Raw genomic sequence first — 26,478 nt, 5'->3', positions numbered from 1 at the left:
AGAATGATCGTTCTATTTTGATCATAATGAAGGTTTTTTTAACCTAGAGCAATCTTATCATTTTTAGAACGATCAGTAAAGTATTTTTATCAAGGGAATTTGACTTGTATCTTTAACTTTTAAGCGGTTGAAATTCTTAAGAAAACTTACATCTTCCCCACGACAGAGCACAATTATTCTTCATACTTGATAAAAAGCTTTTGATAATTATTGCAGAATGCGAATTTAGCTTGTAGAAAGTGAAATCAGTGCCCCGTTCTGTTTTGTGTGGATCTAACCATACGGGTAACCAATTTGCGTGGCAGTAACCGCGGAATAAAGGCCATTAGTCGGTTGCGAGTCCCAGGTATGATGATAGTATCGCCACGCAAGAAGCCCCTATACCCTTCCTCAGCCACCTGACCAGCCTCCATGATTGCACCATTCTTTATCAATTTTGAATCGCCCATGCCCGAACGGTCTACAAAGCCGGTTGACGTAACTCCTGGGCATAATGCCGTCACAGTCACTCCCGTACCACTCAGTTCGTTTTCAAGAGCTTCGGTGAATGATAAAACATATGCTTTCGTTGCGTAGTAAATGGACATCATAGGTCCCGGAAAGAAAGCCACCAAGGAAGCTACATTCATCACGCCGCCCTGACCTCTTTTGACCATGTCCGGCAAGAACAGTTTTGTCATAATTGTCAAAGCCTTAATATTAACATCAATCATATTCGTTTCTTCTTCCAGGTTCGTCTCCAAAAATGTTCCATATAAGCCGAAGCCGGCATTATTAACAAGGTAGTCAACTACGATCCCTTTCTCCTTAAGTTCTGTAAAAATCTCCTCAGGTACGCCAGGTGACGCAACATCCTTGGCAATGACTACCACATGGGTTCCATGCTTCTTCTGATATTCCTTTGCAAGCTCAAGAAGTTTCCCCTTACTACGAGCCACTAACACCAAATTAAATCCATCCTTAGCGAAACGATCCGCTAACTCTTTCCCAATTCCACCTGATACTCCTGTAATAAGTACAGTTTTTTTCATTCTACAATTTCACCTCTATTTTTTGTGTGAACAATTATCGATTCATGGTATTTTCTAAGTCACAGCGAATATTAGCAATAATAATGGTATCAAATTGAGTGCACAATTTTGTTTGTGGGTTTTAGTTTGTGCTCAAAATAACACAAAATACAAGAACATTCATTCTAAAAAATGAAAAATAAAGGGTTGTTCATGTTTCCAAAATCCTCATTGACATATTGGCTATGCGCTGAAGCTTCTCTATAGGAATTGAAGTTCTTAGCATACTTCTTAACCCAACTCCTACATTATGCAGATATTCCGCTAATTCCTCAGCATCGTACTCAGAGGTGAACTCACCTTCTTTCTGCCCCCAAAGAATGATTTCCTTGAGGAGTTGCTCTGCTTTTAAGAACGCGCAAATAGATTTTTCATTAACAGCAGCATCACGCACAGCCAACTCCACTGCCGAATTTACCATTAGACATCCTGTTGGCGAATTTTCTTCTCCGCAGATCATAATGTTAATAACAGATTGAAGTGCTTCCTTAGCATTTTGGGATCGATTAACTCCTCTTGAAAGAGAATCACTGATTTTATTGTCATAACGATCCAGCGCCATCAGAAAAAGGGTATGTTTGTCTCCAAATGTGTCATATAAACTTCTGCGATGGATTCCCATATGCTTAACCAAGTCTGTCATTGAGGTCTTCTCGTAGCCTTGTTCCCAAAAAAGCTGCATCGCTTTATCCAATACCTCGGTCTCATCAAACTCCTTACTTCTCGACATTTCATTTCCCTCCTTCAATTAATTTAACATATTGAGAACGATCAGTAAATAAAAAGTGTGCTAAATACACTTTTCTCCATTTACCAGTATTCCCATATTCTATATGACAATATCCCCTTATTACTCCTTTATGAGAAAGTGATGTTTTATCGTTCATTCATCGAGAGTATAGAACTGCAGTTTTGCCTTTGCCTTAGCACTGGCACTCAAATTAATTCTTTCATTAGTCGAATAAACAACTCCATAGAAGAACTTATGATCAAAAGGAGCATACACATCTGTTGTAGCAGATACCTGCAACAAACTTTGTTGAAGTAAATCCTGCCCGATCAGACTGTTTTCTCCTGGAATCAGCGCATATACGGAATCATTTACACGGGGTATGGATGGTATAACCATCTCAGTCGTGTCTGGAGCCGGTGCTTTTATCCTCTTCCTTATCTAGCGGTTGTTGAGTTGCCTTTTCATCCTGGGCGGCCTGAGTGGGCTTTTCACCTTCCTTCAGCTCAGCCGACTCATCAGACGGTTCCGCCTTTGCATTTGTGCTCAATGTCAGTCCATTCTGCTGTACCCACAAGCTTGGACTTTGTTCCGGTAATGAGTTTTCTCCACCATCTTTTTGCCAAGCTTTATAAATATCATATAAAGTATAGCCTTTGGATAACTGTGCATTGACCCAAGCCTGATCCTTACCTGTTTGCTGTGCAAGCCATGCTCTGGTAATAATCTGTGGAGTAGAAGACTGAGAAGCTGCTGCATCTTCGTTCCCTTCTTCTCCATATGCCCATGTGCTCCATGGACCCAGCAACATCAGCACACATAGTAGACTACAAATATAACGTTTAAACACTCGCTCACCCCTATTTAATAATGCCTGTACATCTAACTATCTGTAATGTTCTTTCGAAACAAAGACATCCTTTTAATCTGTAAAAGGAAATACCTTTTTCGTCCGTTTAATGACGTTTCCGTTTAAGTCATAATCCAGTTGAATTTGATCACCGGTGAACAAAATAACTTTTTTCAATCGGTTCCCTTTTCCATATTCATATGAAGTATCCTTACCAAGCGCCATATGTGCTGCCTTAATTACGGTTTGTAATGCGCCGCTATTGGTTTCTGTCAGCTTCACATAAACGGTTTGGCCTGCCTTCATCTCGTACTCTAAGACTGTGTAATCCCAACCATATATTTGTGCTTGCTCTGTTGAAGAGACAAGCTGGTTACTAAAATCAGAGTCCGTAAACAAGGTTACAATTGGTTGCTGCGCAGCAAAGTTGGATTTCTCCTTCACCGCAAAACGGTAAATCCCGTCTTCTTTGGGTGTAAACCGATATTTCCCTTGTTGGCCTACCGTAAAGTCAGCTTCTTTATCTATAAGCTCAATTAGCTCGTCCAGCTTGCTGTCATCGTTATTTTTTACAGCAAACACACGATATGGCGCTCCAAAGTTAACAGCAGGAGCAGCTGCAGCTACGGCAAGATGAATATTTGCGTTAGCTGGCACTTGCTGTTGAGTATCTGTAGCCTCTTTATGTTCACGAATCACTTTTCCAGCCTGATCCGCAACGGTATATTGATACGTTCCACCAGCCGCCTTCGCATTCGTCACGATAGGGGCCTCCTGACTTCCGCGGCGGCTTTCGTTTGAAGCATCTGTGGTTAATGAGGAAGCCTGTGAACCAGTATTATGGAATACATAGCTTTCTCCCTGCTTAATGGTAATCTGATTGCCTGTCGGCACCTGAGCATCCTCAACGTCGAATATTCCTAACACAGCTCCATAAGTCACTGGTACATCCGAAACCGTCGTTACAATGGCATAACCTCCAGCCTGTACTAATGGCAATTGAGTCGTATCATTCGCTTGGCTGTACACCGTCCCGTCTGCCTTGTAATTCATGTAATTCCACTTCATACCGCTGACTGAAATGACATCCAAGGCCTTGTCCAAAGTGCTTACATTTATAAATTTCCGACTTTCACCGCGTTTCAATGTAATTCGATGGAAGGCTGCCTGCCCACTAAGCAAAGCCTCCACCTTATTGCTATAGGTAAAGGTAATTGGCCGATCTGATACATTGGTGACAATTGCTTTACCGCCAGCGACAATCTCTGGGTCCACTGTATTGTTGAAATGATCTGATGTCAGTAATCGAAGTACTTTATAACTTGCAGCATCAAAGTGTGCATTGCCACTGCTTTTGTCATGCCGCAATGAATTTGATTGACTATCATGATTACGAAACTCATATGAATCCCCCGGCTCCAGCGTCGTTTGCCCGATACCATCGTCATCCTCACTGGCCTTAAAACTCCTATAGATACCACCAAACGTGATTGGCGTGTCACTGGTTACCGTCACACTGGCCTTTTTACCTGCACCAACCAAAAAGGTTGAGTTCCCGGTATTGCGCCTGGATTGCTCTGTACCATCTGCTTTGTACAGAACCACATCATATTTTCCTTTAACGGTACTGGCTGTGCTGTGCAGATTCCTCAAATGATCACTAATATTAGTAAAAGCATAACTTTCGCCTTTAGACAGTGTTACGCGTAAAAAGGCAGGATCATTGCTAGTTTCCCAGGAAAAATCATCTGTATAATCAAAGATAATAGGACTCGGACCGATCACAGTCACAATGGCATATCCCGAAGGCGGGATCATGGGACCAGACTGGCTGTTAAAACCAGAGGAATTTACCGTTCCATCCGGCTTGTAAATAGCATAGTCGAACAAGCTTCCTATCTTTTTGGAGTTATTGTAGATCGGATTCATTAGCGTACCATTATTGTGGAAAATATAGCTCTTGCCTACCTCAAGCTCCACACGGCTGATTGCATCTCCACCCACTGGACGGGCAATAAAATTGCGATACGGAGCCCCGTATGTCACCGGGTTTGCAGTGACCTGGGTAATTACCGCGTATCTGTCCACAGCAATCTGCGGCTTCGCCGTAGTGCCACTGCCGCGTGAAGCCTCTGTTCCGTTTGCCAGATAAACAACATAGTCAAGCTTATCTTTAGATGTACCGTCACTTTCCACCGTATCCAATCGGGTTCCCACATTGATAAATTGGTAGCTTTCCCCCTGATTTAGGGTAACCCGTGCATAAGCCGGCTCGCCGGTGCTTTCTATACTGTATTTGCCGTATGGAAATCCGAAGGTCACCGCATTGGCAGTGGAACCTGTAATAATCAGTTCCTCGCCATCACCCAAAGAGGGATGAGCAATGCTATTAAGATCAGATGCGGATAAAGTTCCGTCTGCCTTGTATTTTGCGTAATCAAAACGGCGATTGTCTGCATTTGACCCATCATGCTGAATCGAACGGGCAGTCCATCCTTCATTCACAATCCGATAGCTTTCATTTTTAGAGACCGTAACTCGCTCTAGTGCCGGGTCCTCCGATGTACTGTAGGTGAAGACATCCGTTACTTTTACGGTTAATGCTGCTGTTCCTGTATTCGTAATAAACGCTGTGCCTCCCCCAGGAACACCAATGGGGCTTATGCCATAGTCCATATGGACAGTGCTGATGTCTCCGTCCTCTTTGTAACTTACACTATCGTACAAAATGCCTTTTGATTGAGAAGCGTTGCTATATATGGACTTACTGATCGTATCTGTATTCTCGAATTCATAGGTTTCCCCAGGTTCGATAACGATTGACGTATACTCCACCGTTGCCGCCAAGCTCATCATGAGTGCATTATAAACGCTGTTTGTTACAGAAGTGGGCGGATTGAAAGAAACTGTTCCATCAGAAAGCTCCTTCTGTACCGAACCTGCATGACCTTGTTGTATTCCGCCCGTTGCATCTTGTTTTTCTGCTCCTGCTACAACAGGCAGACACAGCAAGGTGTTAATCGCTAAAATCGCCGTCAGAAACCATATCACTACCTTTTTACAAATCATCTAGCTGTATAACCTCCCTTTTCTCGTCAAAAAAATGCATATTGGGCTGTAAAGACCCACTTTTCTCTCTGTACATCCTTACAATCGTAAGAGAAGAACATATTACCTCCATTTCCATTAATAATGTCACATTTTAATATATCGACACCTTAAACTTCCACTTTTATAGGACAAATGGACCTTATTTTCCATAAACCGGTTAAGCCCATGGGATTAAAAGAAAATCAGGAGAGGAGTCACTTGCAAACCCCCCTTCGGGTATAGTAGTATGTGGTTAAAAAAATCGGAGGGTATATGCCTAAACAACAAGATAAACATTCCATTCAGGCGTGGTCTCTGATCAATCGCAAATATTTGGGAAAAGGCGTGCGTGTCAAACGTTTTCGTAAACCAACACGCTGTCAAGTGCGCAATCGCGTTTTGCTTGCCGTTTTGATGGCTAATGACATTAAACTGTCCCAACTTGCCGAGGAGCTTTCCATTTCCTCCCGTAGTGTCAGTGCGTGGGTATATGAAGGTCGCATTCCCGGCAACACTAATCTGGAAAAGACGTGTAATACACTTGGTTATCCGCACCATATTCTATTTAATGAAGAGGTTGTCCGGCGTTCACCACTCATCTGTCAACCAGCGCCGTCCCGTTTTATGAAACGGACTGTGACTCGTTCTCCGGTTAAAAATCGGATCTTGGCGGGTCTATGCATGGTACATGATATTTCGGTGACCGATGTGAGTCATTGGATTGGCGTTCACCCCGGTACATTTCGGAAATGGTTGCATCAGGGTACCGTTCCTTCGCAAACCTTCCAGGATCAGGCGGAACAGTTTTTCCGTATTCCAAAATCCATTTTGTTTGCTGATGCCATGCTGAAAAAGTAAAAATGTCCGTAAAAGAGAAACGCTTGTAATTTTCATGAAAGTCTTTGAAAGGAACGCATTACCATCTTTCATCCGCTGAGACTTTCACATCATGTAATTCACAGAATATAAAATGCAAAAAAGCACAGTCTGCCGATTCCTCGGCGTACTGTGCTTTTTAGATAACAGAGCTTTAAATACTGCTTGCTTATATTTTGTCAGTTTCTTAAGAATGAATGCTTGCCGTTTCAGTTGAACGTCCGGCTTCTTCCTTGATGGACTTTAGCTTTTTCATCACCGGGTTGCCTCCACGTCCAAAGTAGTCGTGAAGACGGCTGTATTCCTCGTACAGCTTATCATACACGGCTGCGTTCTCAGGGATCGGCTTGAAGCTCTCGTCCCGTACACGTGCCATATGACGCGCTGCTACGACAATATCGTCGTACCCTCCAGCTTCAGCTCCCGCAGCCACTGCTGCGAACATAGCAGCGCCTAACGCAGGAGTTTGGGTGGAAGCAGCAACCTTAATTTCTCGTCCGGTTACGTCGGCATAAATTTGCATCAGCAGTTGATTTTTCTGCGGCAATCCACCGCACGCATACAATACGTCTACCGGCACGCCGTTATGATGGAACGCGTCGACAATTTTACGTGTTCCGAACGCAGTTGCTTCCAGCAATGTACGATACACTTCCTCTGGCTTCGTCAGCAACGTATATCCGACAATCAGCCCCGTCAGGTTGGTGTCAACCAACAGAGAACGGTTACCGTTCCACCAATCCAGGGCCAGCAATCCGGTTTCACCCGGCTTATACTCAGCCGCTTTACGCTCCAGCCATACATGGACGTTCACACCTTCCGCAGCTGCCTGCTCCTTCACTTCGCCGGGAACAGCATGATCCACAAACCATGCGAAAATGTCTCCTACCGCCGATTGTCCAGCCTCATACCCGTAATAGCCCGGAATAATTCCGTTCTCTACAACGCCACACATACCCTCTACTTCTTTTTCTTCCTCACCGAGGAGCATATGGCAAATGGAAGTTCCCATCGCCATCACCAGCTTGCCTGGTGTGACGACGCCTACTGCCGGAACAGCCGCATGTGCATCCACATTGCCTACCGCTACTGCCGTTCCCGGATTCAGTCGGAGTTTTGCAGCCATATCCTCTGTTAATCCACCCGCACGGGCACCCAATTCATAAATCTCACCGCGCAGCTTCGTATCCGTCAAATTTTCTAGACGCGGATCGAGCGCTCTGAAAAATTCACGATCCGGATAACCATCGCGATGATGGTAAATAGACTTGTAGCCAGCTGTACACTGATTACGTTTCAGTTCCCCGCTGAGCTGGGAAATTACCCAGTCGGTCGCTTCTACAAAGCGGTCTGTTTGATCATAAATGTCCGGTGCCTCGTTCAGAATTTGCCAAATTTTTGCGATCATCCATTCGGAAGAAATTTTCCCTCCATAGCGGGGCTGAAACGCCTCTCCGCGCTGCGAGGCAATGTCATTTAAACGGTCCGCTTCATCCTGTGCTGCATGGTGCTTCCACAGCTTCACCCAACTATGCGGGTTATCTTTCAGGTTCTCGTCAAAGCACAACGGTTGTCCCTGCGCGTCAATCGGCAGCATCGTACATGCTGTGAAATCAATTCCAATCCCGATGATATCGTCTGGAGAAATCCCTGTCTCCTTCATAACAGCAGGTACGGAAGTAGTAAGCACTTCAATATAATCAGCCGGATGTTCCAGCGCCCAATCCATATCCAATTTGCGTCCGCTACCAGGCAATACTTCATCAATAACTCCATGACGGTAAGGTGTTACATGTGTAGCAATTTCAGCTCCGTCAGACAGGTCAACAATGACCGCACGGCCAGACTCCGTTCCATAATCGACACCAATAGTATACTTGCTCATTTGTGTGCCTCCTCCTTTATCGTTGACCATCATAAGCGTTCGGCCCCATGCTTGCGCAGAAAATGCTTATCCAGCAGCGCCTGATCCATTGAGGTGAATTCTGTATTCAGAACGAAAGAACGGTACAATGCCAGATGTGTAGGCGTATCTGACGAAGGCCGAAGGTCATCCTCGACAATATCGCCTTGTAGATTCATTACAACCAGTTGCTCCGCTTTCAGTTCTTCATAGGCCGCGCCTTGGAAGAGCCAATTGGCCACCCATACTTCCTTTTTCAATTGTTCTACTATGTATAAGGCACACCTTTTACTATCATTTCTGAAATCTGCAATGGAGGAGGTGACTAAAACCAGCTTCATATGGGAAATTACAGGCGGGTTGTAACGACCCTTTATTCTTGGTTCCGCTTTCATTATATGCTTGTACGTACAACTTAGCTAGTCTTTTTTATGTATTTTTTCGATAGATTTATATACTCATTTTCAGAAAAAATATAACAAAAACAGCCTATTTCTGCAATCCAGAAAACAGACTGTTCGGTATGACGAGAAACATGCCATCAAATATTAAGCGTTGAAGCTGTATACTTACTAACTTGTCCTTACATGTTAAGAAATAAAAGCGACTGATCTTCCAGCCTAGTGTTCTCCAGGCATTACCTGGACAGGCCCCGTAGATTCACGAACTATGAGCTCAGGCGGTAGAATTAACTGACGATCTTCTTCATGATACCCCTTTTCTTCAATCATCGACAGCATGGTATCGGCAGCACGTAACCCCAATTCTTCCTTTGGATGCCGAATTGTCGTTAGCTTGATTTCCGTTGCTGTCGCCAAAAATGAATCATTAAACCCAACCAGCGATAGATCATTGGGAATGTTCAGGCCCGCCGAACGTACAATATCCAGGAGTCGAATAGCCAGCTCATCATTATAGGTCACCCATCCAGTAGGACGCTCTCCCGCCTCCATCGCCAGCAGCCTCGACGCACGTTGTAGCGGAATCTCATTTTTTTCTTCTGTCCGGTAAGTCGTTACTGCGTTCGGGTGTAATTTCACTCCATATTTGCGGTGAGCAGCCACAAATCCTTTCATACGAAGAATCCCTTGCATATCATCGGTTTTGAAAAATCCGGCCAAGCGTCGGTGTCCCAGCTTAATCAGATGCTCGGCCGCCAAAAAACCACCCTTTTCATCATCTACTCGCAGACATGGCGCATCCATTTCCTCATAACGCGCATTGATCATTAAATAAGGGATTTGGCGATTTTCCACGGTTAAATAATAGTTCAGATTAGGGTTACGCTCTCCACTTTTGGTCGGTTCAATAATAATTCCACTCAGCGGTTGACTCAACAGCATTTCCAGGCACTGACTTTCTTGCTCAGGGTCATTACCTGTGCTTGACAGCAGCATCTTGTAGCCCTGGCGACTCAATTTAGATTCAATTCCCTGTACAATGGATGGGAAAATATAATCCGATATATAGGTTGTAATGACTCCAATCGTCTTTGGATCTTCGGGCTGCTTGCTGTCCCGTGTCGCGACAAAGGTTCCCTTGCCCTGCATCCGAAACAGCCAGCCTTCCTGCACCAGCTCACCCAGCGCCTGACGCACCGTTTGCCGACTAACGGCAAATTGTTCAGACATTTCATGCTCAGATGGAAGCTGGCTTTGTGGTTCCAGTTTAGATGAATGAATCCAGGACAAAATTTCCTGTTTAACTTGTATATATTTGGGCGCCATAATTTCCTCCGTACTTGCAATATCGTGTACCTGTTCATATTCCACGATTATAGCATACCGTTCATTTGTACATACAAATGTTACAGGAGGAGGATATCGTCGTATTGCTGCCGGAGGTGTAAACCCATTCACTTATCCCTTCCTTGCCACACATAACTGGCCGGATATCTAAGGACAATTTGCGTAAATGTTGCACATTACGAACGAAGCAATTGATGTTCATTCATATATTTGAGTCCAGTATAGCGATCACGCAAGGTATGAGCCGTGCGCAATGCACGAGCAAGCTGTTCCTCCGTAACCCCCAGCTCGGCAATGGTAGATGGGCCTCCAACCTGAGACAGCCATGCACGCATCTGCTCCGACGTAGGCAAAGCCCGATACACCTTAAAAGCCTCTACATCCTGACTGGCTGCTAAATCCCTGTACAGGTCAGACAGCAATGCGGATGCTACGCCTACTTTAGCACCATGCAAAACTTGCTTGCGTCCCTCTGCAATAAAATCCATTTCAATTCGGTGGGAAATATGGTGCTCTCCCCCTGACGCTGGACGAGAATGATCTATCATCAGCATCGAAATACCGGATGCAATCAGCGCATTCATCAATACCTCGACACCAGCCTTGCTGCCTGCCGCAATCTCATCGACATGCTCTACACAATCACGCAGAGCCTCCTCAGTAATGCGATTAGCCACAGGTGAATATGGCTCGTTTCCCAAATCTCTGGAAACATGCCAGTCCGCTAGTGAGGTGAACTTACCGAGCATATCGCCAAAACCCGCGGCAGTCATCGTCTGTGGCGCATTTGCCAGCACGGACAAATCAGCAAAGATCGCCTCTGGCGGAACTGCTTGGAATGTCTGCTTGCTGCCGTCCACAATTAGTGGTGCGCCTGCGGAGGTAAAACCATCCACCGAAGCAGCCGTCGGTACTGACAAGAACGGACGATTCATTTTATAACATACGAAGCGAACCAGATCATGAATCGTGCCGGAGCCTACAGCAAGTACAGCCTGACTCTTATCCACCACACCCAGCAGCACTTTCATAATATAGGTTTCATCAGCAATGACATCCCCTACAGCATTCGGAGGTAAGCGAACTACATCAACTGTCAAACCTGCCTCACGGATCAGCTCAGCCACTTTTTTTCCTGCCGCTGCCGAAGTATGCTCATCTTCTACCAGAGTTACATGACGATAATCCAGCTGGTTCAAATAAGGAACAACAGACTCCAGTGCTCCATCTCGTACCTCGATACACAATTCAACCTTTCGGTGAGGATGGTCAGCGTTACTAGCCTGCGCCTCTTCGTTCCACAGCTTGATCTGTTCATTCATATTCATTTCATCAGCCTCCTGAAAAAGGAATAATTTGCACAAGAATGATCCATAATGATTAATAGATTCCGTTTGAAAACGATTACTATTTAATTGTACGCACAAGTGTGTGTCCAAGTCCAGAGAAAAAGTACAAGTTACTTTTTAATTTATATATTCGAAAGGAACATGTTTATGAAATTTGGAACGGATATTGCCTGCGCACTTGGGTTACTGGCAGGTACAACGTTTGGCAGTGGTATTGCATTTTTGTTCGGCTGGCAAGCTTATCGGGCCCTGACTTCTGTTACAGTCTTTGGCGTTGCGGGGATTATCATAACCATTGCCGTTTTTCGCTTGCTGCACCGTAAGTCACTTTCCACGTCTAATTCTCGATAAATGCTGTTAGTGAGTTTGTTTTTTTGACAGTATACATAAAAAATGGGTCTCTTAAGCAATTGCATCGCTTGAGAGTACCCGTTTTTGTTTTACAAATATTCACTTATAAAGTTGTATCAACCTTCTGGATTAACGTCTAATTCATAATCAATTTCATCAAACCCGAATCCAAATAATTGGAGGAAATCCAGACGGTATTGTTCGAGATCGCCCAATTCAGATACGTTTTCTGTAGTGATTTCGGACCAAGCTGCTTTGACAGCCTGTTGCACATCGTCTCTCATTTCCCAGTTATCCAGACGTATGCGTCCTTCTTCATCCGTTTCCACAGTGGACCCACTGTATAGCGTCTCGAACAGACGTTGTGCCTGCTCAATACATCCCTCGTGCAGTCCCTTTTCCTTCATGACCTTAAACAGCAAAGAAATATACAAAGGTACGACTGGAATAGCCGAACTGGATTGTGTAACCAAAGCTTTATTCACAGAAACGTAAGCTTTTCCATGATAACGCTCCAGTTGCTTTGTTAAAGTATGTGCTGTAGCTTCCAAATCATTTTTAGCTTGGCCAATGGTTCCTTTACGATAGATAGCCTCCGTAATTTCGGGACCAATATACGAGTAAGCCAGTGTGGTTACCCCTTCAGCCAGCAGATCAGCTTCTTCCAACGCTTTTAGCCACAAGGACCAATCTTCGCCACCCATTACCGTGATGGTGTTCTCAATTTCCTCCTGCGTAGCCGGTTCCAGCGTAATTTCTGATACGACACCTGTATTGGTATTCACTGTTTTATTAGAAAAAGACTGTCCGATAGGCTTGAGAACGGAATTAAAGGTTTCACCCGTATCGGGATGTGTCCGTCGCGGTGAAGCGACACTATACACAATCAGGTCTACCTTGCCCAGCTTTTCCTTTACCAGCTTCAACGTCTCCTGCTTAATTTCATGAGAAAAAGCATCTCCATTAATGCTTTCTGCTATGTAGCCAGCTGCTCTGGCCGCTTTTTCAAAGGCTACCGTATTGTACCAGCCTGCTGAAGCCGTGCGCCCCTCTGATGCGGGACGTTCATAGGATACCCCTATGGTATCCGCTCCCAGACCGAAGCTTGCAGCAATACGAGAAGCCAGCCCATATCCAGTAGATGCTCCAATCACAAGTACCTTTTTAGCTCCTTGTATTGATGTGCTGTCTTGGATGTAGTTGATCTGACGGTTAACATGAGCCGCGCATCCTGCAGGATGTGCAGTCGTACATATGAAACCACGAATTTTCGGTTTGATAATCATTGCAAGGGTCCCCCTACTTTGGCATTCATTTAATATGGATGGAATGGTTGTCCAGTCATAACTATATAGCAAATCAGCTCGCGGCTCAACATATAACCTAGCACTTGAAGGCAACCGAAGAAAACCGTCGTAAACATCATAGTCTACAACGCTTTCTTACTCCACTATTCATTTTGAATCATTATCTAACAACATCACATCTTCACCCTGCTGTTGTCTTATTTTGATATTAGCTCTCCCCCAAGAACACATTAAGTCAATAATTTCATTTGCTGTAATTCCATATTCCGTTATATAATACTCCACTTTTGGAGGCATTTGATTATACACATGTCTACCTATGATACCATCCTTTTCAAGTTCGCGAAGTTGCTGTATAAGAACCTTTTGAGAAATGCCCGGAATACTACGCTGTAATTCACTTGTCCTTTTTCTACCAGATATTAATAAACAAATGATTAGTGATTTCCATTTACCTCCGATGATCTCAAGTGTTGCTTCTATACCTAAATTATATTGTTTCATAGTACCACCTCTTCAACACTAAAATAACAAGTTTATCTAATTAAATCTATAATTGCATATCTTCACTCTAAGTCCAATGCACACTTTCAAGTAACTATCTTACTTTATTGTGTGTATTTACTTTTTTTGAAGCATACAGAATAATAATAGAGCATCTACAAAGGGAAATATGTTACGTAAGAAAGGTGATTTATGATGAAAACTCTTGTGATTTTAGCTCATCCCAATATCGAAGATTCTAGAGTAAATAACAAATGGAAACGAGAATTACTTCAATATACCAATGAAATTACAATTCACGAAATTTATAAAGAGTACCCAAACTGGAGCATTGATGTTTTGAAAGAGCAAAAGTTACTTGAAGCACATAGTAATATCATATTTCAATTCCCTTTATATTGGTATAGTTACCCACCTTTATTAAAAAAGTGGTTGGATGATGTTTTTACTCATGGATGGGCTTATGTTTCACAAGGTGATAAGCTAAAAGGAAAGAAGCTAGGGATAGCCATGTCCATTGGCGATAAAAAAGAAAATTACTCACCTACTGGTTCCGTTTCTTTTACTGTAGAAGAAGTTGTAGCACCTTTTAAGGCAAGCGCAGTGCATGTTGGCGCCATAACATTACCCTATTTCGCTGTCTTCGGAGCCTCGTTTCAAGCAAGCGACGATGACATTGATCAGAGTGCAAAAGACTATATTAAATATATATTTCAGTATAAATAAAATAGTTATAATGGTACGCGCATCTTAACCATATAAAAACAGGCTCTTGGTGGCATCCAGCCAATCCAAGAACCTGTAAATGTTAGGCTATGATGCGGTCGAGAGGACTCGAACCTCCACGGGGGGTTAGCCCACACGGACCTGAACCGTGCGCGTCTGCCAATTCCGCCACGACCGCATATTATGTATTCACACCGATGTTTTTCAATCACGATAATTTAGATTATATCTCCCATAGAACATAAAATCAAGCTATTTTTATATTATATTTTCTATGAATCATTTCCGCAAATATAAGAAAATCACTGGATATCGCAAACCATATATGGTAAAATGGGTCCATCAGGAAAGGAGGTGCGTCAACATCAATAATCACATGTTGAGCGTATCCCTTACCCGGTCCGTTCTTCTCTAATTTACAGAGTTGACGGAGGCGCGGGATACGGATCAAAGCTTTAATTAAGCGCCACGGGTAGAAAGACCGTCCTCGGACGGTCTTTTTTATTTCAACATCATCTATAAGATTACATACTTCACTGTGAAAGAGGAGACGCAATGTCGATTAGACCCGCAAATGTGGAAGAGCTCAACGAGTTGGCAGCCATCTGGCTAGATGCTTCTATAGAAGCCCATCATTTTATTGCTCCGCAGTATTGGGCATCACAAGTTACCGAGATGGAAAACAGGTACCTTCCTCTCGCTCAAAACTACGTTATCATACAAGATGATCATAGCATTGGCGGCTTCATTTCCATGTTGGATGGATACTTGGCGGCTCTGTTTATACGTGTTGATTCTCAAAGAAAAGGCTATGGCAAGTTACTACTAGATTGGATCAAAAAGCAACATAATGAGATTCAATTAAAGGTATACCAGTCGAACACGAAAGCATTCAACTTCTATACTAAAAATGGATTTACCATTCAAGCGGAATCTGTTGATACCAAAACTAACGAGAAAGAATTTGTAATGGCATGGACAAAACATGAACGATAATGAAGCACCTTTAGCTATATAGTCTTCTTATTTAACCCATAGACCTCGGTATATAAAATCTCTTTAAACGGAGCAAAATCCTGTTCAGCCAGCGCACCTGGATAGCTCATAATTTGAAGCTGCAGATCAGCCTGTCCTTCTCTTAATGGGGGCTGTACATAGCCAAAATGGTTCAGATGAAACCCCAAACGTTCATAAAAACCAATTCTTCTCCGAGTCCATTCATCCACTGGCGGCTCAACCTCCAGTACTACCGGTTTACCAGACTGTGAAATAAACGTGCTCATAAGCTCTTTACCTAACCCGCCACCTCGTATAGCCGAATCTACGGCAATATGCTCTACAAACCGAAAATCTGTAAACTCCCATCCCGCCAGAAAGGCAATTATTTGCCCTTGTTCGTCTTTTTTGGTAAGTAAACGATAACACGGATGATGAAGCAGAGCCCTCTGTGACTCGGATGTTCTGCATTCCGTTTCAGGAAAAGAAGCCTCCATAATCGCATACACTTGAGAGAATTCAAGTTCATTCATTTATACTTTCAACTCCTCTAACTAACTTGTTGGTCTACTAATGTCATTTACATTAGAGCCTTAACCCTTTAGACCTTGTTTAATTCCATAAGCGTCAGCAATATGTGTTCCAACAGCTCTGGAATGTCTTCCATCTGATCTTCGTTAATTTGTCTGGAAAATCGGAGTTCAATCCTGTTTTGGTATGTAGACATCTTTTCTCCGTAAATCTGACTAAGCGTTTGTACCGGTCGAAGATCGGGCTTCCAAATTTCGGTCAGTATATTTTCAATCCGGCTACATTGTGACTCAATCTCACGAATTTCCATGTAAAAACTCAGCAACAAGACACATCCCGGAACTTGATCTTTGATTTCCAAAATTTCCGCAGCCAAGTTGTTTAAATCCGCCTTTAGTTGAATCTCTGCTGTCACACTCGGGTGTTCTCTCAGTCTGAATTGGACAGCAAATTCACGTGACATCACAGACATTTCCAATCTGTCAATCCGCTGTGTAATGTCAATACGTGAATCCAAATTATCCAGATCGTATACTGCATTCTCCATCGCCACTTTTAAATTATCAAAAACGGTCGGATCGAACATGTGCAATTCACCTCTGCCTATCGTTACAATTTATTTCCCCAACTCATGTCGAAGTTTGTTCCTAATCCAATGAGTATACCATATATATTTTCCTCCAAGAAACCTAACCTTTAAACAGAAGCCCTGGAAAAAACCTGTAAACAAGCGAAATGCAATTCTGTAACAAAATATTCTATTATATTTATTTTATTGATAAATATCCCTTTTCATTATTCCAATTTGCTGGTAAATAATATACAATAGCTCATGTCGGTTACTAATATATTCATATAAATGAATATAAATCCTAAAAAAGAGAGGACTCTTATTCATGAAAAAAATGTTGTTAGCATCATTAGGCCTTACACTTATGCTGAGTACTACTGCCAGTGTCGCTTTAGCCGAAGAGGCAAATCCTGTACCAGTAGAAAGGGAATCAACTCTTGCCTCCGTACTTGAATATCATGAACAGGAGCCAAATAATAGTTTTGAACAAGCTAACTATTATTTTATAGGTGATGCTGTCATTGGAACCCTCGGGGAAAAAGTACAAGGAACTTGGGAAAACTATGATGTATTTACATTTAAGGCTTTTGAATCAAACAATGTTCAATTTACAATTCAGGGAGATAGATATTCTGATTCTTGGTTGGAACTAAGAATTTACGATAGTAATGGTAAATATGTTACACGATCAAGAGACGGTCAATATTCTTTTAATGTAAATCTTGAAAAAGGTAAGGAATACTACCTAGTAGTCTCTGCGCTAGGGCTTCAACCTGGAGGACATATATTTGACTATAAAATCTCTTCTGAAGTTGTAAGGTAGACTAATTAAATTTATGTAACTTACCAAATTGTTAATCATTATTTAATGCCTGCTGTTATATTGGATACATACAGAAGGCAAATAAAAATCAATAAATCACTAACTACGCCAAAAAGCCTCGTCCCTATCTCAAGGGGCGAGGCTTTTGTAGTTCAGTCATTTCATTCGGTACACTCTGTTATTTCACATTACCCTTGTCTTACGACAAACGTGAGCTAAAGTCCTCGTAGGAGAACTGACGGATTACCTTAATGCCTTCTTCGTCGTTGTAGCTGGCGATGGCTGGCAGGTTGACTCCGTTGAACATGTGGTTTTTGACCATCGTGTAATGGGCCATGTCGCAGAATACAAGCTTGTCTCCCGGCTTCAATGGCTCTTTAAAGGAATAGTCTCCAATCACATCTCCAGCCAAGCACGTAAGTCCACCAAGTCTGTAGGTGTAAGCATACTCACCAGGCTTGCCTGCATCAATGATATTCGGACGATATGGCATAGCCAGCACATCAGGCATATGACATTCAGCCGAAGTATCCAGAATGGCAATATCCATTCCGTTTTTCATCGTATCCAATACGGTAGCCACCAGATATCCAGTATTCAAAGCAATAGCTTCGCCTGGCTCCAGATAAACCTGCACACCATATTTATCCTGAAAATATTGAATACAGCGTACCAGCGTGTCCAGATCATAGTCTTCTCTGGTAATATGGTGACCGCCGCCGAAATTGAGCCATTTCATGTTCTTAATGTATGGCCCGAATTTCTCATCCACAACTTTAATGGTGCGCTCCAGCGTATCTGAATTCTGTTCACACATCGTATGAAAATGAATACCGTCCACGCCATCCAGATCCTCAGGTCTAAAGTTAGCCAGGGTCACACCCATTCTGGAGTTGTTGTAGCAAGGATCATACAACGGCGTTTCGATTTCCGAATATTCCGGATTAACCCGAATGCCGATGTCAATTTTTTTGGAAGTTACGCCTTGCACTCTGCTTTTGTAGCGTTTCAGTTGATCAAAGGAGTTGAAAACAATATGGTCAACATACTCCAATAGCTCATCAAATTCACTGTCAACATAAGCAGGTGCGTATACGTGAACTTCCTTGTCCATTTTTTCGCGACCAAGTCGTGCCTCGAACAACGAACTGGAGGTTACGCCTTTTAAGTATTTGCCAACCAGAGGAAAGGTCGAAAACATCGAAAATCCCTTAAGAGCGAGCAAAATACTGCAGCCTGTCCGCTCTTGGACGGAATTTAAAACCTCAAGGTTTTTGACAAGAAGTCTTTCGTCAACAAGATAACAAGGTGATGGAAGTCCTGTAATATCAATATTCATCGCAGACCTCAATCAAGCAACGTTGGCGTAAAGTTCTCTTGCCATGGCAATCCGTGTTTATTTAGTGCTTCCATAAATGGATCTGGATCAAATTCCTCAACGTTGTAAACGCCTGGTTTTTTCCAGATACCTTTGATGATAAGCATTGCGCCGATCATGGCAGGAACACCAGTTGTGTAAGAAATGGCTTGGGAGCCAACCTCTGCATAACATTCCTCATGATCACAAACATTGTAAACATAATATGTTTTTGGCTTCCCATCTTTCACGCCTTGGATGATGCAACCAATGTTCGTTTTGCCTTTTGTTCTTGGTCCCAGAGAAGCCGGGTCTGGCAAAATAGCTTTCAGGAATTGCAGTGGAATGATTTGTTGTCCTTCGTAATCAATAGGCTCGATCGAAGTCATACCTACGTTTTGAAGTACATTTAAATGATTCAGATAATTGTCCGAGAACGTCATCCAGAAGCGGATTTTTTTCACGCCTTTAATATTCACTGCAAGAGATTCCAGTTCTTCATGGTACAAAAGATATATATTTTTCGGTCCAATTTCAGGAAGGTCGTATACCTTTTTCTCAGAAAGTGGCTCAGTTTCAATCCATTCTCCGTTTTCAAAGTAACGGCCCTTCGCCGTAATTTCACGAATATTGATTTCCGGATTAAAATTAGTTGCAAAAGGATATCCGTGGTCCCCTGCATTCGCATCCACAATATCAATCGTATGAATTTCATCAAAGTAGTGCTTTTGAGCATAAGCCGTAAATACTCCAGTTACGCCTGGATCAAAACCGCTGCCCAGCAGAGCTGTAATTCCTGCTTTTTCGAATCTTTCTTTGTAGGCCCATTGCCAGCTGTATTCAAACTTCGGCGTATCCGGCGGTTCATAGTTCGCCGTATCAACGTAATGAACACCTGTCTCAAGGCAAGCATCCATTATCGTCAAATCCTGATAAGGGAGAGCCACATTGATAACTACATCCGGTTGAAAGCTTCGAATCAAGTCAATGACCATGTCGGTGTTGTCAGCATCAAGCTGAGCCGTTTGTATCTTCGTACGACCTCCACCCAGCTTCTCTTTAAGCGCATCGCATTTCTCAACAGTTCTGCTTGCGATACAAATTTCTTCAAATACATCTGGGTTTTGGCAACATTTATGCACCACAACGCTGGCCACGCCACCGGCGCCAATAATCAATGCTTTTCCCAAAATAAATAACCTCCTTATTCCATACGCTAATCGCTAATCATTCTTGCAAACAAAATGATTATAAAGACATCCCACCAAATAATCAAGAAAAACGACAATTTGCTGTATCAAAATTCACAGGAGCATGTCACAAAAACTTTACAAATCCCAAAATCAGGAATAAAAGCTCCGTAAAGTGTGCAGAAAACAAACATTACCCCATACACTCCAGGGAAGTCAGCACGCATTTAACGGAAGTTTTTTTAAATATAGTGCTCATAGCCCTAAAGAGTTAATATTATCTTATTTCTAAACAAAAGACCACCCCTCCGCATCCTATGAAGAAGATTCATGTGGGGGTAAAATTATGGGCTGATAGCGTAATGCCTCATCTACGATCTCTGCCGCACTCAAATCACGATCATCCCAGTAGATCAAATCACTGATCCCCGGATGGGGCGTATTTTGCATCACTATGGTCAGCATGCTGTCGATTTCCTCTTCTGTTCCCTCACCTTTGATGATTTTTTCCACCAACTGTATAAGCTCACTTCGGTTTAAATTTTGGAGTTCCTCGCTGGCTCGATCCAGACTCATGTAATCGCCCTCCTTTGTATTGAGTATGATCGGCATTGTGTGGGCCCATCCCTTTTTCTGTAAGCGCTATATGACCTATTATGGAGCTTTAAGAAGCGTTTATGATAAATAAAGCCGCCCCCAGTATGGGAACGGCTCTATACAGTAAAGCTTTTTAAACCATGATTTTGCAAATATCATTCGTGAATTCAACCGGATCTTGCAGCGGCAAGCCTTCGATCAGCAAAGCCTGATTATACAGTAATGCCGTATAGAGGTTTACTTTCTCCTTATCCTCGGCAAAAGCTTCTTTCAAAGAGTTGAACACCGCATGGTTTACGTTGATTTCCAGCACTTTATTCGCTTTGACATCGGCGTTATTAGGCATGGCGTTCAAGATTTTCTCCATCTCAATCGTCACTTCGCCGTCTGCGGACAGACATACCGGATGTGTCTTCAAGCGCTTAGAGGCTTTAACACTGGATACCTTGCCTTCCAGTAAGCCCTTCATGTACTCGAACAGCTCTTTGTTGTCGTTTTGTTCTGCTTCTGTTTCTTTCTCGTTTTCGTCAGGCTCAATGCCCAGATCGCCGCTCGATACAGATTTGAATTCTTTCTCTTTGTAGCTTAAGAGCATCTTAATAGCGAACTCATCAATATCATCGGTGAAGTACAGAATTTCGTAGCCTTTATCGGCCACCATTTCGGTTTGCGGCAGTTTTTCAATACGCTCGTTGGACTCGCCGGAAGCATAATAAATATACTTCTGATCCTCTGGCATACGCGATACGTATTCGTCCAAAGTAACCTGCTTTTTCTCTGTAGAAGAGTAGAACATGAGCAGATCCTGGAGAGTTTCTTTATGTCTTCCGTAATCGTTGTAGACACCAAATTTCAATTGTCTGCCAAATGATTTGTAGAATTGATCATATTTCTCCCGGTCATTTTTGAGCAAGGTCAGCAATTGGCCTTTGATTTTGCTTTCGATATTTTTGGCAATCAGCTTCAGCTGACGGTCATGCTGCAGCATTTCTCTGGAAATGTTGAGTGACAGGCTTTCGGAGTCAACCATACCTTTGACAAAGCTAAAATAATCCGGCAGCAGGTCAGGAGATTTTTCCATAATCAGCACACCGTTGGCATACAACTCCAGCCCTTTTTCATATTCCTTGGAGTAGAAATCAAACGGGATATTTTCAGGAATAAACAGAATAGCTTGGTACACTACCGCGCCATCCGCGCTGACGTGGATATGCTGGAGCGGCTTGTCGTAGCCATAGCGTTTTTCCGCATAGAAATTTTGATAATCCTCGTCGGTCAACTCGCTTTTGTTTTTTCTCCAGATAGGAACCATGCTGTTGATAAGCTGTTCTTCTTCGTAATCCTCGAACTCGTTATCGCTTCCCTCTTTCAGACGCTTGCCTGTAATATCCATTTTAATCGGATAGCGGATAAAGTCGGAGTATTTTTTAATCAGTGCTTTTAAACGATACTCGTCCAAATATTCGTCGTAGGACTCATCTTCGGTGTTTGCTTTGATTTTCAGAACTATCTCGGTTCCAACCTCGTCCTTCTCAGCTGCTTCAATGGTATACCCGTCTGCACCTGTGGATTCCCATTTATAAGCAGTATCACTTCCCAAAGCCTTGGTAGTCACGGTAACCACATCAGCTACCATAAAAGCTGAATAGAAGCCGACGCCGAATTGACCGATGATGTCATGACCATCCTTGGATTCATTTTCATTTTTGAATGCCAGTGAGCCGCTTTTAGCAATAACACCCAGGTTATTTTCTAGTTCTTCCTTGGTCATACCAATCCCGGTATCACGCAGGGTTAGCGTTCTGTTATCCTTATCGGCAGTTACTTTGATATAATAATTTTCTTTGTCAAAGACCAGTTGATCATCCGTCAATGCTTTGTAATAAATTTTGTCAATCGCATCACTTGCATTGGAGATCAGCTCTCTTAGGAAAATTTCCTTTTGCGTGTAAATCGAGTTAATCATCATTTCTAGCAGACGCTTGGACTCAGCCTGAAACTGTTTTTTCTCCATTCGGATATCTCCTTTCAGATATGAACCTATGTAAGGCCAGCAGATATGAGCTATGCAAACGATTCAACTTTGTTAGCACTCCCATCATTCGAGTGCTAGCCTACCTTTTTTATAACATTCCTCATTTTTTATGTCAATATCTCGGTCGACTGAGCAGTAAAATTACATTTTAGGAAATCGCTAGTGTCTAATGTGCTTAAACATAACGTTAAACATTTCAACAGAAGATGGAAACAGCCCCTGTACATGGGGAAGCAGATTACTCCTGATCCGCAGCTCATCCTCATCCAAATGCTGTAGGTCCTCATGAAAGAACCAAACAATAGGATAATCGCCGTCCTTATGTCTGCTGCCTACATTTAAACAAACGGGACCCTGGTCGTCCTCTGCTATTGCAAAAGGAATGTAGCCTGCTGATAGCAGAGGTGACCATTGATCGATCAAATCATAAAATGCCTTTAAGCCCTGACCTACAGGCAGACGTGGAAACTCAACAAACGTACAATCGCTCCAGTATACTCCCGGAATGGATTCATTATCGAATTGTAAAGATACATAATGGTAGGACATGATAAAACTCCTCAGCAGGGGCGGTAGCTCAAAATGGTATTTTTCCTCCATCTCCCGAACTTCCTGTTCAGTAATCTGCGAAGGGAGAGGCTTCCACTTGATCCATCCCTCCTCGTCGACATTCCCATCACGCATTTCAATCGGTACATTTTCTTCCACATCCATAAAAAAGGCTTCATCCATCTGAGCAAATAGTTCCTTCATGGATGTACGAATATCCGCTTTCTTGTCCATGTCCTACACCTCTTTCCTCTCTATTCACATTTTGCATCATGGGTTAATGCCAAAGCCCTCTATCTGAAAATAGCATTGTAATCATGTGTTACTACACTTTTTAAGTTCAGCTTATCAGAACTTGCTTTTATCACCATTTGCGGAATATTAGTATTACCAGCGCAATGGCTCATAGTTACACCAGATCACCCAACGCGCTGTCTCGTGAATTGGCGCGGTGCCAATGCTATATTCGTCCTTCGTGCCGCTCTGCAAATCAATCAAATGAAGCATACCGCCATACGTTCCAACCGCCAACATACTTTCATTAGGTGTAACTGCCAGCCCGGATATCGTACTGCCGACAAAATAGCGCCAAAGTTCACGACCCTCCCTGTCAATCAGACGGAGATAACCGTAGGCATCACCCAAAATAGATCCTTGCGTCAGCGCTGTTGCAGCGTATACTCGCATTTCTTCATTCATTATCGGCCATTCTTCCTTATTCTGAGCAAGACCCTGCTCCACCTCAGCAATCGACACTTGAATGGTGGCACCGTTGTAGAAATGACAGGCATTGTACCAGACGTCCAGATCATCTTTGGAAAATAGAGCATAATGCGGATAACTAGAACTTGGCTCCAATGTATGCACCGTCTTATCGGACAGATCCATAAGCATATGCTCACTCATCTGGCTGCCGTAAGCGATCCAGCGTCCATCCCTCGACACAGCTCCATGGGCCATATCCACAATCGTGTCTTCCAGCTCTAGTTTTCTTCGTTCAGACGCCTGGGGATGGATCAAATCCACCTGATCAACACCCAGCAAATAAACGCCGTAACCGCAAACCAGCAGAAGTCGCTGTCCATCGCCAAACGGAATCACTTCATCTAATATATCCTCAGGGTGCTCCTCATCTCCCAAGCACTCCAAATCAGGAATGGATGCTTTTAAGCGGCCTTGTATATCCTTCCACTGAAAATGTGCTGTCTCTTCTCCTTGCAGATTTCGGTCCGGTTGACGAACAATACGAATCCCCTGTTCATCCACCAACGCAAAATAAGTCCCGTCCGGCGAACAGCCTACTCGATGCAGTCCGGGGATTTGCAAGATTCCATCTTTTCCCGTCACATAGATCGTCCCACGTTCCCGAGGATTGCCCGCATGTAGAATGACTTCATTGCCTCCATTCACAAAAGCTATTGGCCTAACGGCTTGCAAAGCCTCCTCGAACGCTGGTGTAAGCGGCCAAGACGCGGCTGGAATCTCTCGACGTAACTGCTCCATTTCACCAGCCTGATTTGCCTCCTGAATCATACGAAAAATATCTTTGGCCATCTTGGGGCGTTCGTCCTGCTTTGGCTCTGATTGCTCCTGCTGCCATTCACTTTCCATGCCGACTCTGACAAATTCATTCACATCTGCGGCATACCTTTTTCCTTCCTGTCGCCACTTTGCTGCCATTTCATGATTCAACCAACTCATTCGCTTCCCCCATCCAGTGTATGTATGCCCCGTTTGTTCTACAGGCTTTGTTCATTATGTAGGGTGGTTTCTCACCTTTGTCAGCACAGACCACAGGTCTGTCACTGCCTTCACCTCTTCATAGTCCAGAAAGGCATCTCGTTTGTCATAGTATTTTACCGCCATAATCACCATCTGAAGCGTCACTGGCTGTCCGGCAGCCTTAAGGACTTCTACAATACTTTCGAAGGTTGCCAGCTCAAACCAGGTTTGAACCTGACGATCCGGCACCCACTTGGGAATATACTCGTCCTGTTCGTTGGTTACGGCTGTACCCTCCTCTGCACATTCCACTAGCCAATGCTCATCTCCAACCTCCCGCTTCCTATATCAGCTAAACACTCAAAATTCGCATAACATACATTTACAACTCATAAAACCCGATATAAGTACAAGCACCTCGTAAAGTGTCAAGACTACATAAGGAGATTGATCTATTCATGAAAAGAATCATCGCACTTGTTATCCTGTCCTTGCTATTACTTGTAACCCCGATCTACGCTGCTGCCCCGGCACCTATGCTGGTCTATGTGGACCAGAGTAACCACTCCTTCATCCCGCTCCGCCTCCTGAACAGCTATGAAAGAATCACACTCAACATGACGGCAGCGGACAAAAAAATAGAAATTGTGCAAGGCAATACTCGGATCACCCTATTTACCGGAAAATCTACTGCCAAAGTGAACGATCAAACGGTCCGTTTGCAAAATGCTCCTTTTACCGATAATGGTTCGACCTATGTCCCCTTGCAGTTCATCAGCCAATATCTAAACCTGCAAGTCTCATGGCAAAAGGAAACCTCAGCTGTACGCATTAAGCAGGGTACAACGTCCGTCACGCTTCCGGTACTTACCGGTAAGCTACCCGGAAATACTACACCCATTACGACGGCTCATAAAAGCTTCAAGGTCGGATCTCGTACCTTTTCCGCTAAGGTGGTCACCATCTCTATGCTCCATCCCAAGGTAAGCCTGGATGTGGCTCTGGCAGGCAATACTATCGGCAAAGTGGAAGACTTAAGCAGTCTCGCCAAACGTAATCAAGCGGTTGTAGCCATAAATGGCACATTCTTTGACGCCTATACCAAAAGCTCCTACAAAACGCCTTACGGCTACCTGGTCAGTCACGGAAAGATGTTGAAAAAAAGCTCCGGTGACCAACGGACGGTCTTCACCTACGATGCTAATCATTTAGCTGAACTGGTGTCGGGTTCTGCCTTTGAACAAAGATTAAGCCAAGGTAACGTCGAAGGTGCCCTGCAAGCTGGGCCTCGTCTGGTCACAAATGGACAGGTTTCCCTAAATGTCAAAGCCGAAGGCTTCAAGGACCCAAAAATATTAACAGGCGGCGGCGCCCGCAGCGCAATAGGAATGAGTCGGGATCATAAGCTGATCCTCCTGACCACGAGTGGAGCGACTATACCGCAACTCGCCCAAATGATGAAGCAGGCCGGCGCTTATCAGGCCATGAATCTAGACGGCGGTGCTTCCAGCGGGCTGTATTACAACGGCTCCTACCTCACCACACCCGGCCGCCAAATCAGCAATGCCATTATTGTAAAGTATCAATAGACGGATAAAGGGCT

26 protein-coding genes, 1 tRNA gene and 1 pseudogene are annotated in these 26,478 nt (G+C 43.5%); 6 read left to right on the top strand and 22 right to left on the bottom strand.

The window, feature by feature from the left end:
- Positions 1-245: 245 nt before the first annotated feature.
- The 6 genes from KAI36_RS08820 to KAI36_RS08795 form a co-directional block, all read right to left on the bottom strand.
- Complete coding sequence (locus KAI36_RS08820; RefSeq protein ID WP_103048044.1) at positions 246-1,031, bottom strand: SDR family NAD(P)-dependent oxidoreductase; 786 nt, start codon at positions 1,029-1,031, stop codon at positions 246-248.
- A gap of 190 nt (positions 1,032-1,221) precedes the next feature.
- Positions 1,222-1,800: a TetR/AcrR family transcriptional regulator gene (locus tag KAI36_RS08815; protein ID WP_103048045.1), complete on the bottom strand. Its 579-nt coding sequence runs from the start codon at positions 1,798-1,800 to the stop codon at positions 1,222-1,224.
- A 1-nt stretch (position 1,801) separates the two neighbouring features.
- Positions 1,802-1,957 carry a hypothetical protein gene (locus KAI36_RS08810; RefSeq protein WP_220027530.1) on the bottom strand — a complete coding sequence of 52 codons (156 nt, stop codon included), beginning with the start codon at positions 1,955-1,957 and terminating at the stop codon, positions 1,802-1,804.
- Complete coding sequence (locus tag KAI36_RS08805) at positions 1,954-2,199, bottom strand: hypothetical protein (RefSeq protein WP_220027529.1); 246 nt, start codon at positions 2,197-2,199, stop codon at positions 1,954-1,956. The genes KAI36_RS08810 and KAI36_RS08805 overlap by 4 nt, the downstream gene beginning before the upstream one ends.
- A 1-nt stretch (position 2,200) precedes the next feature.
- A complete protein-coding gene (locus KAI36_RS08800; RefSeq protein ID WP_220027528.1) occupies positions 2,201-2,650 on the bottom strand; it encodes a hypothetical protein in 450 nt (149 codons plus the stop codon).
- 72 nt (positions 2,651-2,722) lie between these two features.
- Positions 2,723-5,719: a hypothetical protein gene (locus KAI36_RS08795; protein ID WP_220027527.1), complete on the bottom strand. Its 2,997-nt coding sequence runs from the start codon at positions 5,717-5,719 to the stop codon at positions 2,723-2,725.
- 294 nt (positions 5,720-6,013) lie between these two features.
- Between KAI36_RS08795 and KAI36_RS08790 the strand changes: the two genes are divergently transcribed.
- Positions 6,014-6,598, top strand: coding sequence for a helix-turn-helix domain-containing protein (locus KAI36_RS08790; RefSeq protein WP_007429779.1), 585 nt, complete (start codon positions 6,014-6,016; stop codon positions 6,596-6,598).
- A 205-nt stretch (positions 6,599-6,803) separates the two neighbouring features.
- Here KAI36_RS08790 and KAI36_RS08785 read toward each other — a convergent pair whose 3' ends face one another.
- From KAI36_RS08785 to KAI36_RS08770, 4 genes and pseudogenes are all read right to left on the bottom strand, one after another.
- Positions 6,804-8,501: a ribulokinase gene (locus tag KAI36_RS08785; protein WP_220027526.1), complete on the bottom strand. Its 1,698-nt coding sequence runs from the start codon at positions 8,499-8,501 to the stop codon at positions 6,804-6,806.
- A 113-nt stretch (positions 8,502-8,614) separates the two neighbouring features.
- Positions 8,615-8,791, bottom strand: a pseudogene (locus KAI36_RS27205) (class II aldolase/adducin family protein); the annotation flags it as partial.
- Positions 8,792-9,139: 348 nt separating this feature from the next.
- Positions 9,140-10,246 carry a GntR family transcriptional regulator gene (locus tag KAI36_RS08775; protein WP_220028075.1) on the bottom strand — a complete coding sequence of 369 codons (1,107 nt, stop codon included), beginning with the start codon at positions 10,244-10,246 and terminating at the stop codon, positions 9,140-9,142.
- A 197-nt stretch (positions 10,247-10,443) separates the two neighbouring features.
- Positions 10,444-11,595 (bottom strand): sn-glycerol-1-phosphate dehydrogenase, encoded by a 1,152-nt coding sequence (locus KAI36_RS08770; RefSeq protein WP_220027524.1) that lies wholly within the window; start codon positions 11,593-11,595, stop codon positions 10,444-10,446.
- A gap of 168 nt (positions 11,596-11,763) precedes the next feature.
- Here KAI36_RS08770 and KAI36_RS08765 point away from each other — a divergent pair, with 168 nt between their 5' ends.
- Positions 11,764-11,967: a hypothetical protein gene (locus tag KAI36_RS08765; protein ID WP_220027523.1), complete on the top strand. Its 204-nt coding sequence runs from the start codon at positions 11,764-11,766 to the stop codon at positions 11,965-11,967.
- Between the two features lie 116 nt (positions 11,968-12,083).
- Here KAI36_RS08765 and fabV read toward each other — a convergent pair whose 3' ends face one another.
- Both fabV and KAI36_RS08755 read right to left on the bottom strand, forming a co-directional pair.
- Positions 12,084-13,253: an enoyl-ACP reductase FabV gene (gene fabV, locus KAI36_RS08760; RefSeq protein WP_220027522.1), complete on the bottom strand. Its 1,170-nt coding sequence runs from the start codon at positions 13,251-13,253 to the stop codon at positions 12,084-12,086.
- Positions 13,254-13,421: 168 nt separating this feature from the next.
- Complete coding sequence (locus tag KAI36_RS08755) at positions 13,422-13,778, bottom strand: winged helix-turn-helix transcriptional regulator (RefSeq protein WP_220027521.1); 357 nt, start codon at positions 13,776-13,778, stop codon at positions 13,422-13,424.
- Positions 13,779-13,973: 195 nt separating this feature from the next.
- Here KAI36_RS08755 and KAI36_RS08750 point away from each other — a divergent pair, with 195 nt between their 5' ends.
- Entirely contained in the window at positions 13,974-14,504 is a 531-nt protein-coding gene (locus KAI36_RS08750) for an NAD(P)H-dependent oxidoreductase (protein WP_220028074.1), read from the top strand.
- A 93-nt stretch (positions 14,505-14,597) separates the two neighbouring features.
- On the opposite strand, the gene KAI36_RS08745 is transcribed toward KAI36_RS08750, so the two are convergent.
- Positions 14,598-14,682: transfer RNA gene (locus tag KAI36_RS08745), tRNA-Leu, on the bottom strand.
- Positions 14,683-15,059: 377 nt separating this feature from the next.
- On the opposite strand from KAI36_RS08745, the gene KAI36_RS08740 reads away from it, so the two are divergent.
- Positions 15,060-15,500 carry an N-acetyltransferase gene (locus KAI36_RS08740; RefSeq protein WP_220027520.1) on the top strand — a complete coding sequence of 147 codons (441 nt, stop codon included), beginning with the start codon at positions 15,060-15,062 and terminating at the stop codon, positions 15,498-15,500.
- A gap of 14 nt (positions 15,501-15,514) precedes the next feature.
- Here the strand turns inward: KAI36_RS08740 and KAI36_RS08735 are convergent, their stop codons facing one another.
- Together KAI36_RS08735 and KAI36_RS08730 are read right to left on the bottom strand one after the other, a co-directional pair.
- Positions 15,515-16,033: a GNAT family N-acetyltransferase gene (locus KAI36_RS08735; protein ID WP_220027519.1), complete on the bottom strand. Its 519-nt coding sequence runs from the start codon at positions 16,031-16,033 to the stop codon at positions 15,515-15,517.
- A gap of 68 nt (positions 16,034-16,101) precedes the next feature.
- Positions 16,102-16,617 carry a hypothetical protein gene (locus KAI36_RS08730; protein ID WP_220027518.1) on the bottom strand — a complete coding sequence of 172 codons (516 nt, stop codon included), beginning with the start codon at positions 16,615-16,617 and terminating at the stop codon, positions 16,102-16,104.
- A gap of 310 nt (positions 16,618-16,927) precedes the next feature.
- Here KAI36_RS08730 and KAI36_RS08725 point away from each other — a divergent pair, with 310 nt between their 5' ends.
- Positions 16,928-17,425: a hypothetical protein gene (locus tag KAI36_RS08725; RefSeq protein WP_220027517.1), complete on the top strand. Its 498-nt coding sequence runs from the start codon at positions 16,928-16,930 to the stop codon at positions 17,423-17,425.
- Positions 17,426-17,624: 199 nt separating this feature from the next.
- Here the strand turns inward: KAI36_RS08725 and nspC are convergent, their stop codons facing one another.
- From nspC to KAI36_RS08690, 7 genes are all read right to left on the bottom strand, one after another.
- Complete coding sequence (gene nspC / locus KAI36_RS08720) at positions 17,625-18,764, bottom strand: carboxynorspermidine decarboxylase (protein WP_013309650.1); 1,140 nt, start codon at positions 18,762-18,764, stop codon at positions 17,625-17,627.
- An 8-nt stretch (positions 18,765-18,772) separates the two neighbouring features.
- A complete protein-coding gene (locus KAI36_RS08715; protein WP_013309649.1) occupies positions 18,773-19,972 on the bottom strand; it encodes a saccharopine dehydrogenase family protein in 1,200 nt (399 codons plus the stop codon).
- 315 nt (positions 19,973-20,287) lie between these two features.
- Entirely contained in the window at positions 20,288-20,548 is a 261-nt protein-coding gene (locus KAI36_RS08710) for a bacteriocin immunity protein (RefSeq protein ID WP_220027516.1), read from the bottom strand.
- A gap of 154 nt (positions 20,549-20,702) precedes the next feature.
- A complete protein-coding gene (htpG, locus tag KAI36_RS08705; RefSeq protein ID WP_071640203.1) occupies positions 20,703-22,583 on the bottom strand; it encodes a molecular chaperone HtpG in 1,881 nt (626 codons plus the stop codon).
- 180 nt (positions 22,584-22,763) lie between these two features.
- A complete protein-coding gene (locus KAI36_RS08700; RefSeq protein ID WP_220027515.1) occupies positions 22,764-23,387 on the bottom strand; it encodes an SMI1/KNR4 family protein in 624 nt (207 codons plus the stop codon).
- Between the two features lie 153 nt (positions 23,388-23,540).
- The gene (locus KAI36_RS08695; protein WP_220027514.1) at positions 23,541-24,854 is read right to left on the bottom strand and encodes a WD40 repeat domain-containing protein; all 1,314 of its coding nucleotides are present in this window, start codon (positions 24,852-24,854) and stop codon (positions 23,541-23,543) included.
- Between the two features lie 54 nt (positions 24,855-24,908).
- Positions 24,909-25,187 carry a DUF7716 domain-containing protein gene (locus KAI36_RS08690; RefSeq protein ID WP_258382271.1) on the bottom strand — a complete coding sequence of 93 codons (279 nt, stop codon included), beginning with the start codon at positions 25,185-25,187 and terminating at the stop codon, positions 24,909-24,911.
- 146 nt (positions 25,188-25,333) lie between these two features.
- Between KAI36_RS08690 and KAI36_RS08685 the strand changes: the two genes are divergently transcribed.
- Positions 25,334-26,464 (top strand): phosphodiester glycosidase family protein, encoded by a 1,131-nt coding sequence (locus KAI36_RS08685; RefSeq protein WP_220027513.1) that lies wholly within the window; start codon positions 25,334-25,336, stop codon positions 26,462-26,464.
- Positions 26,465-26,478 lie beyond the last annotated feature (14 nt).

This window comes from Paenibacillus sp. S02, from assembly GCF_019454065.1.
GTDB lineage: Bacteria > Bacillota > Bacilli > Paenibacillales > Paenibacillaceae > Paenibacillus > Paenibacillus polymyxa_B.
The sequence above is the reverse complement of the archived record's forward strand: the minus strand, read 5'-3'. Positions and strand labels throughout refer to the sequence as shown.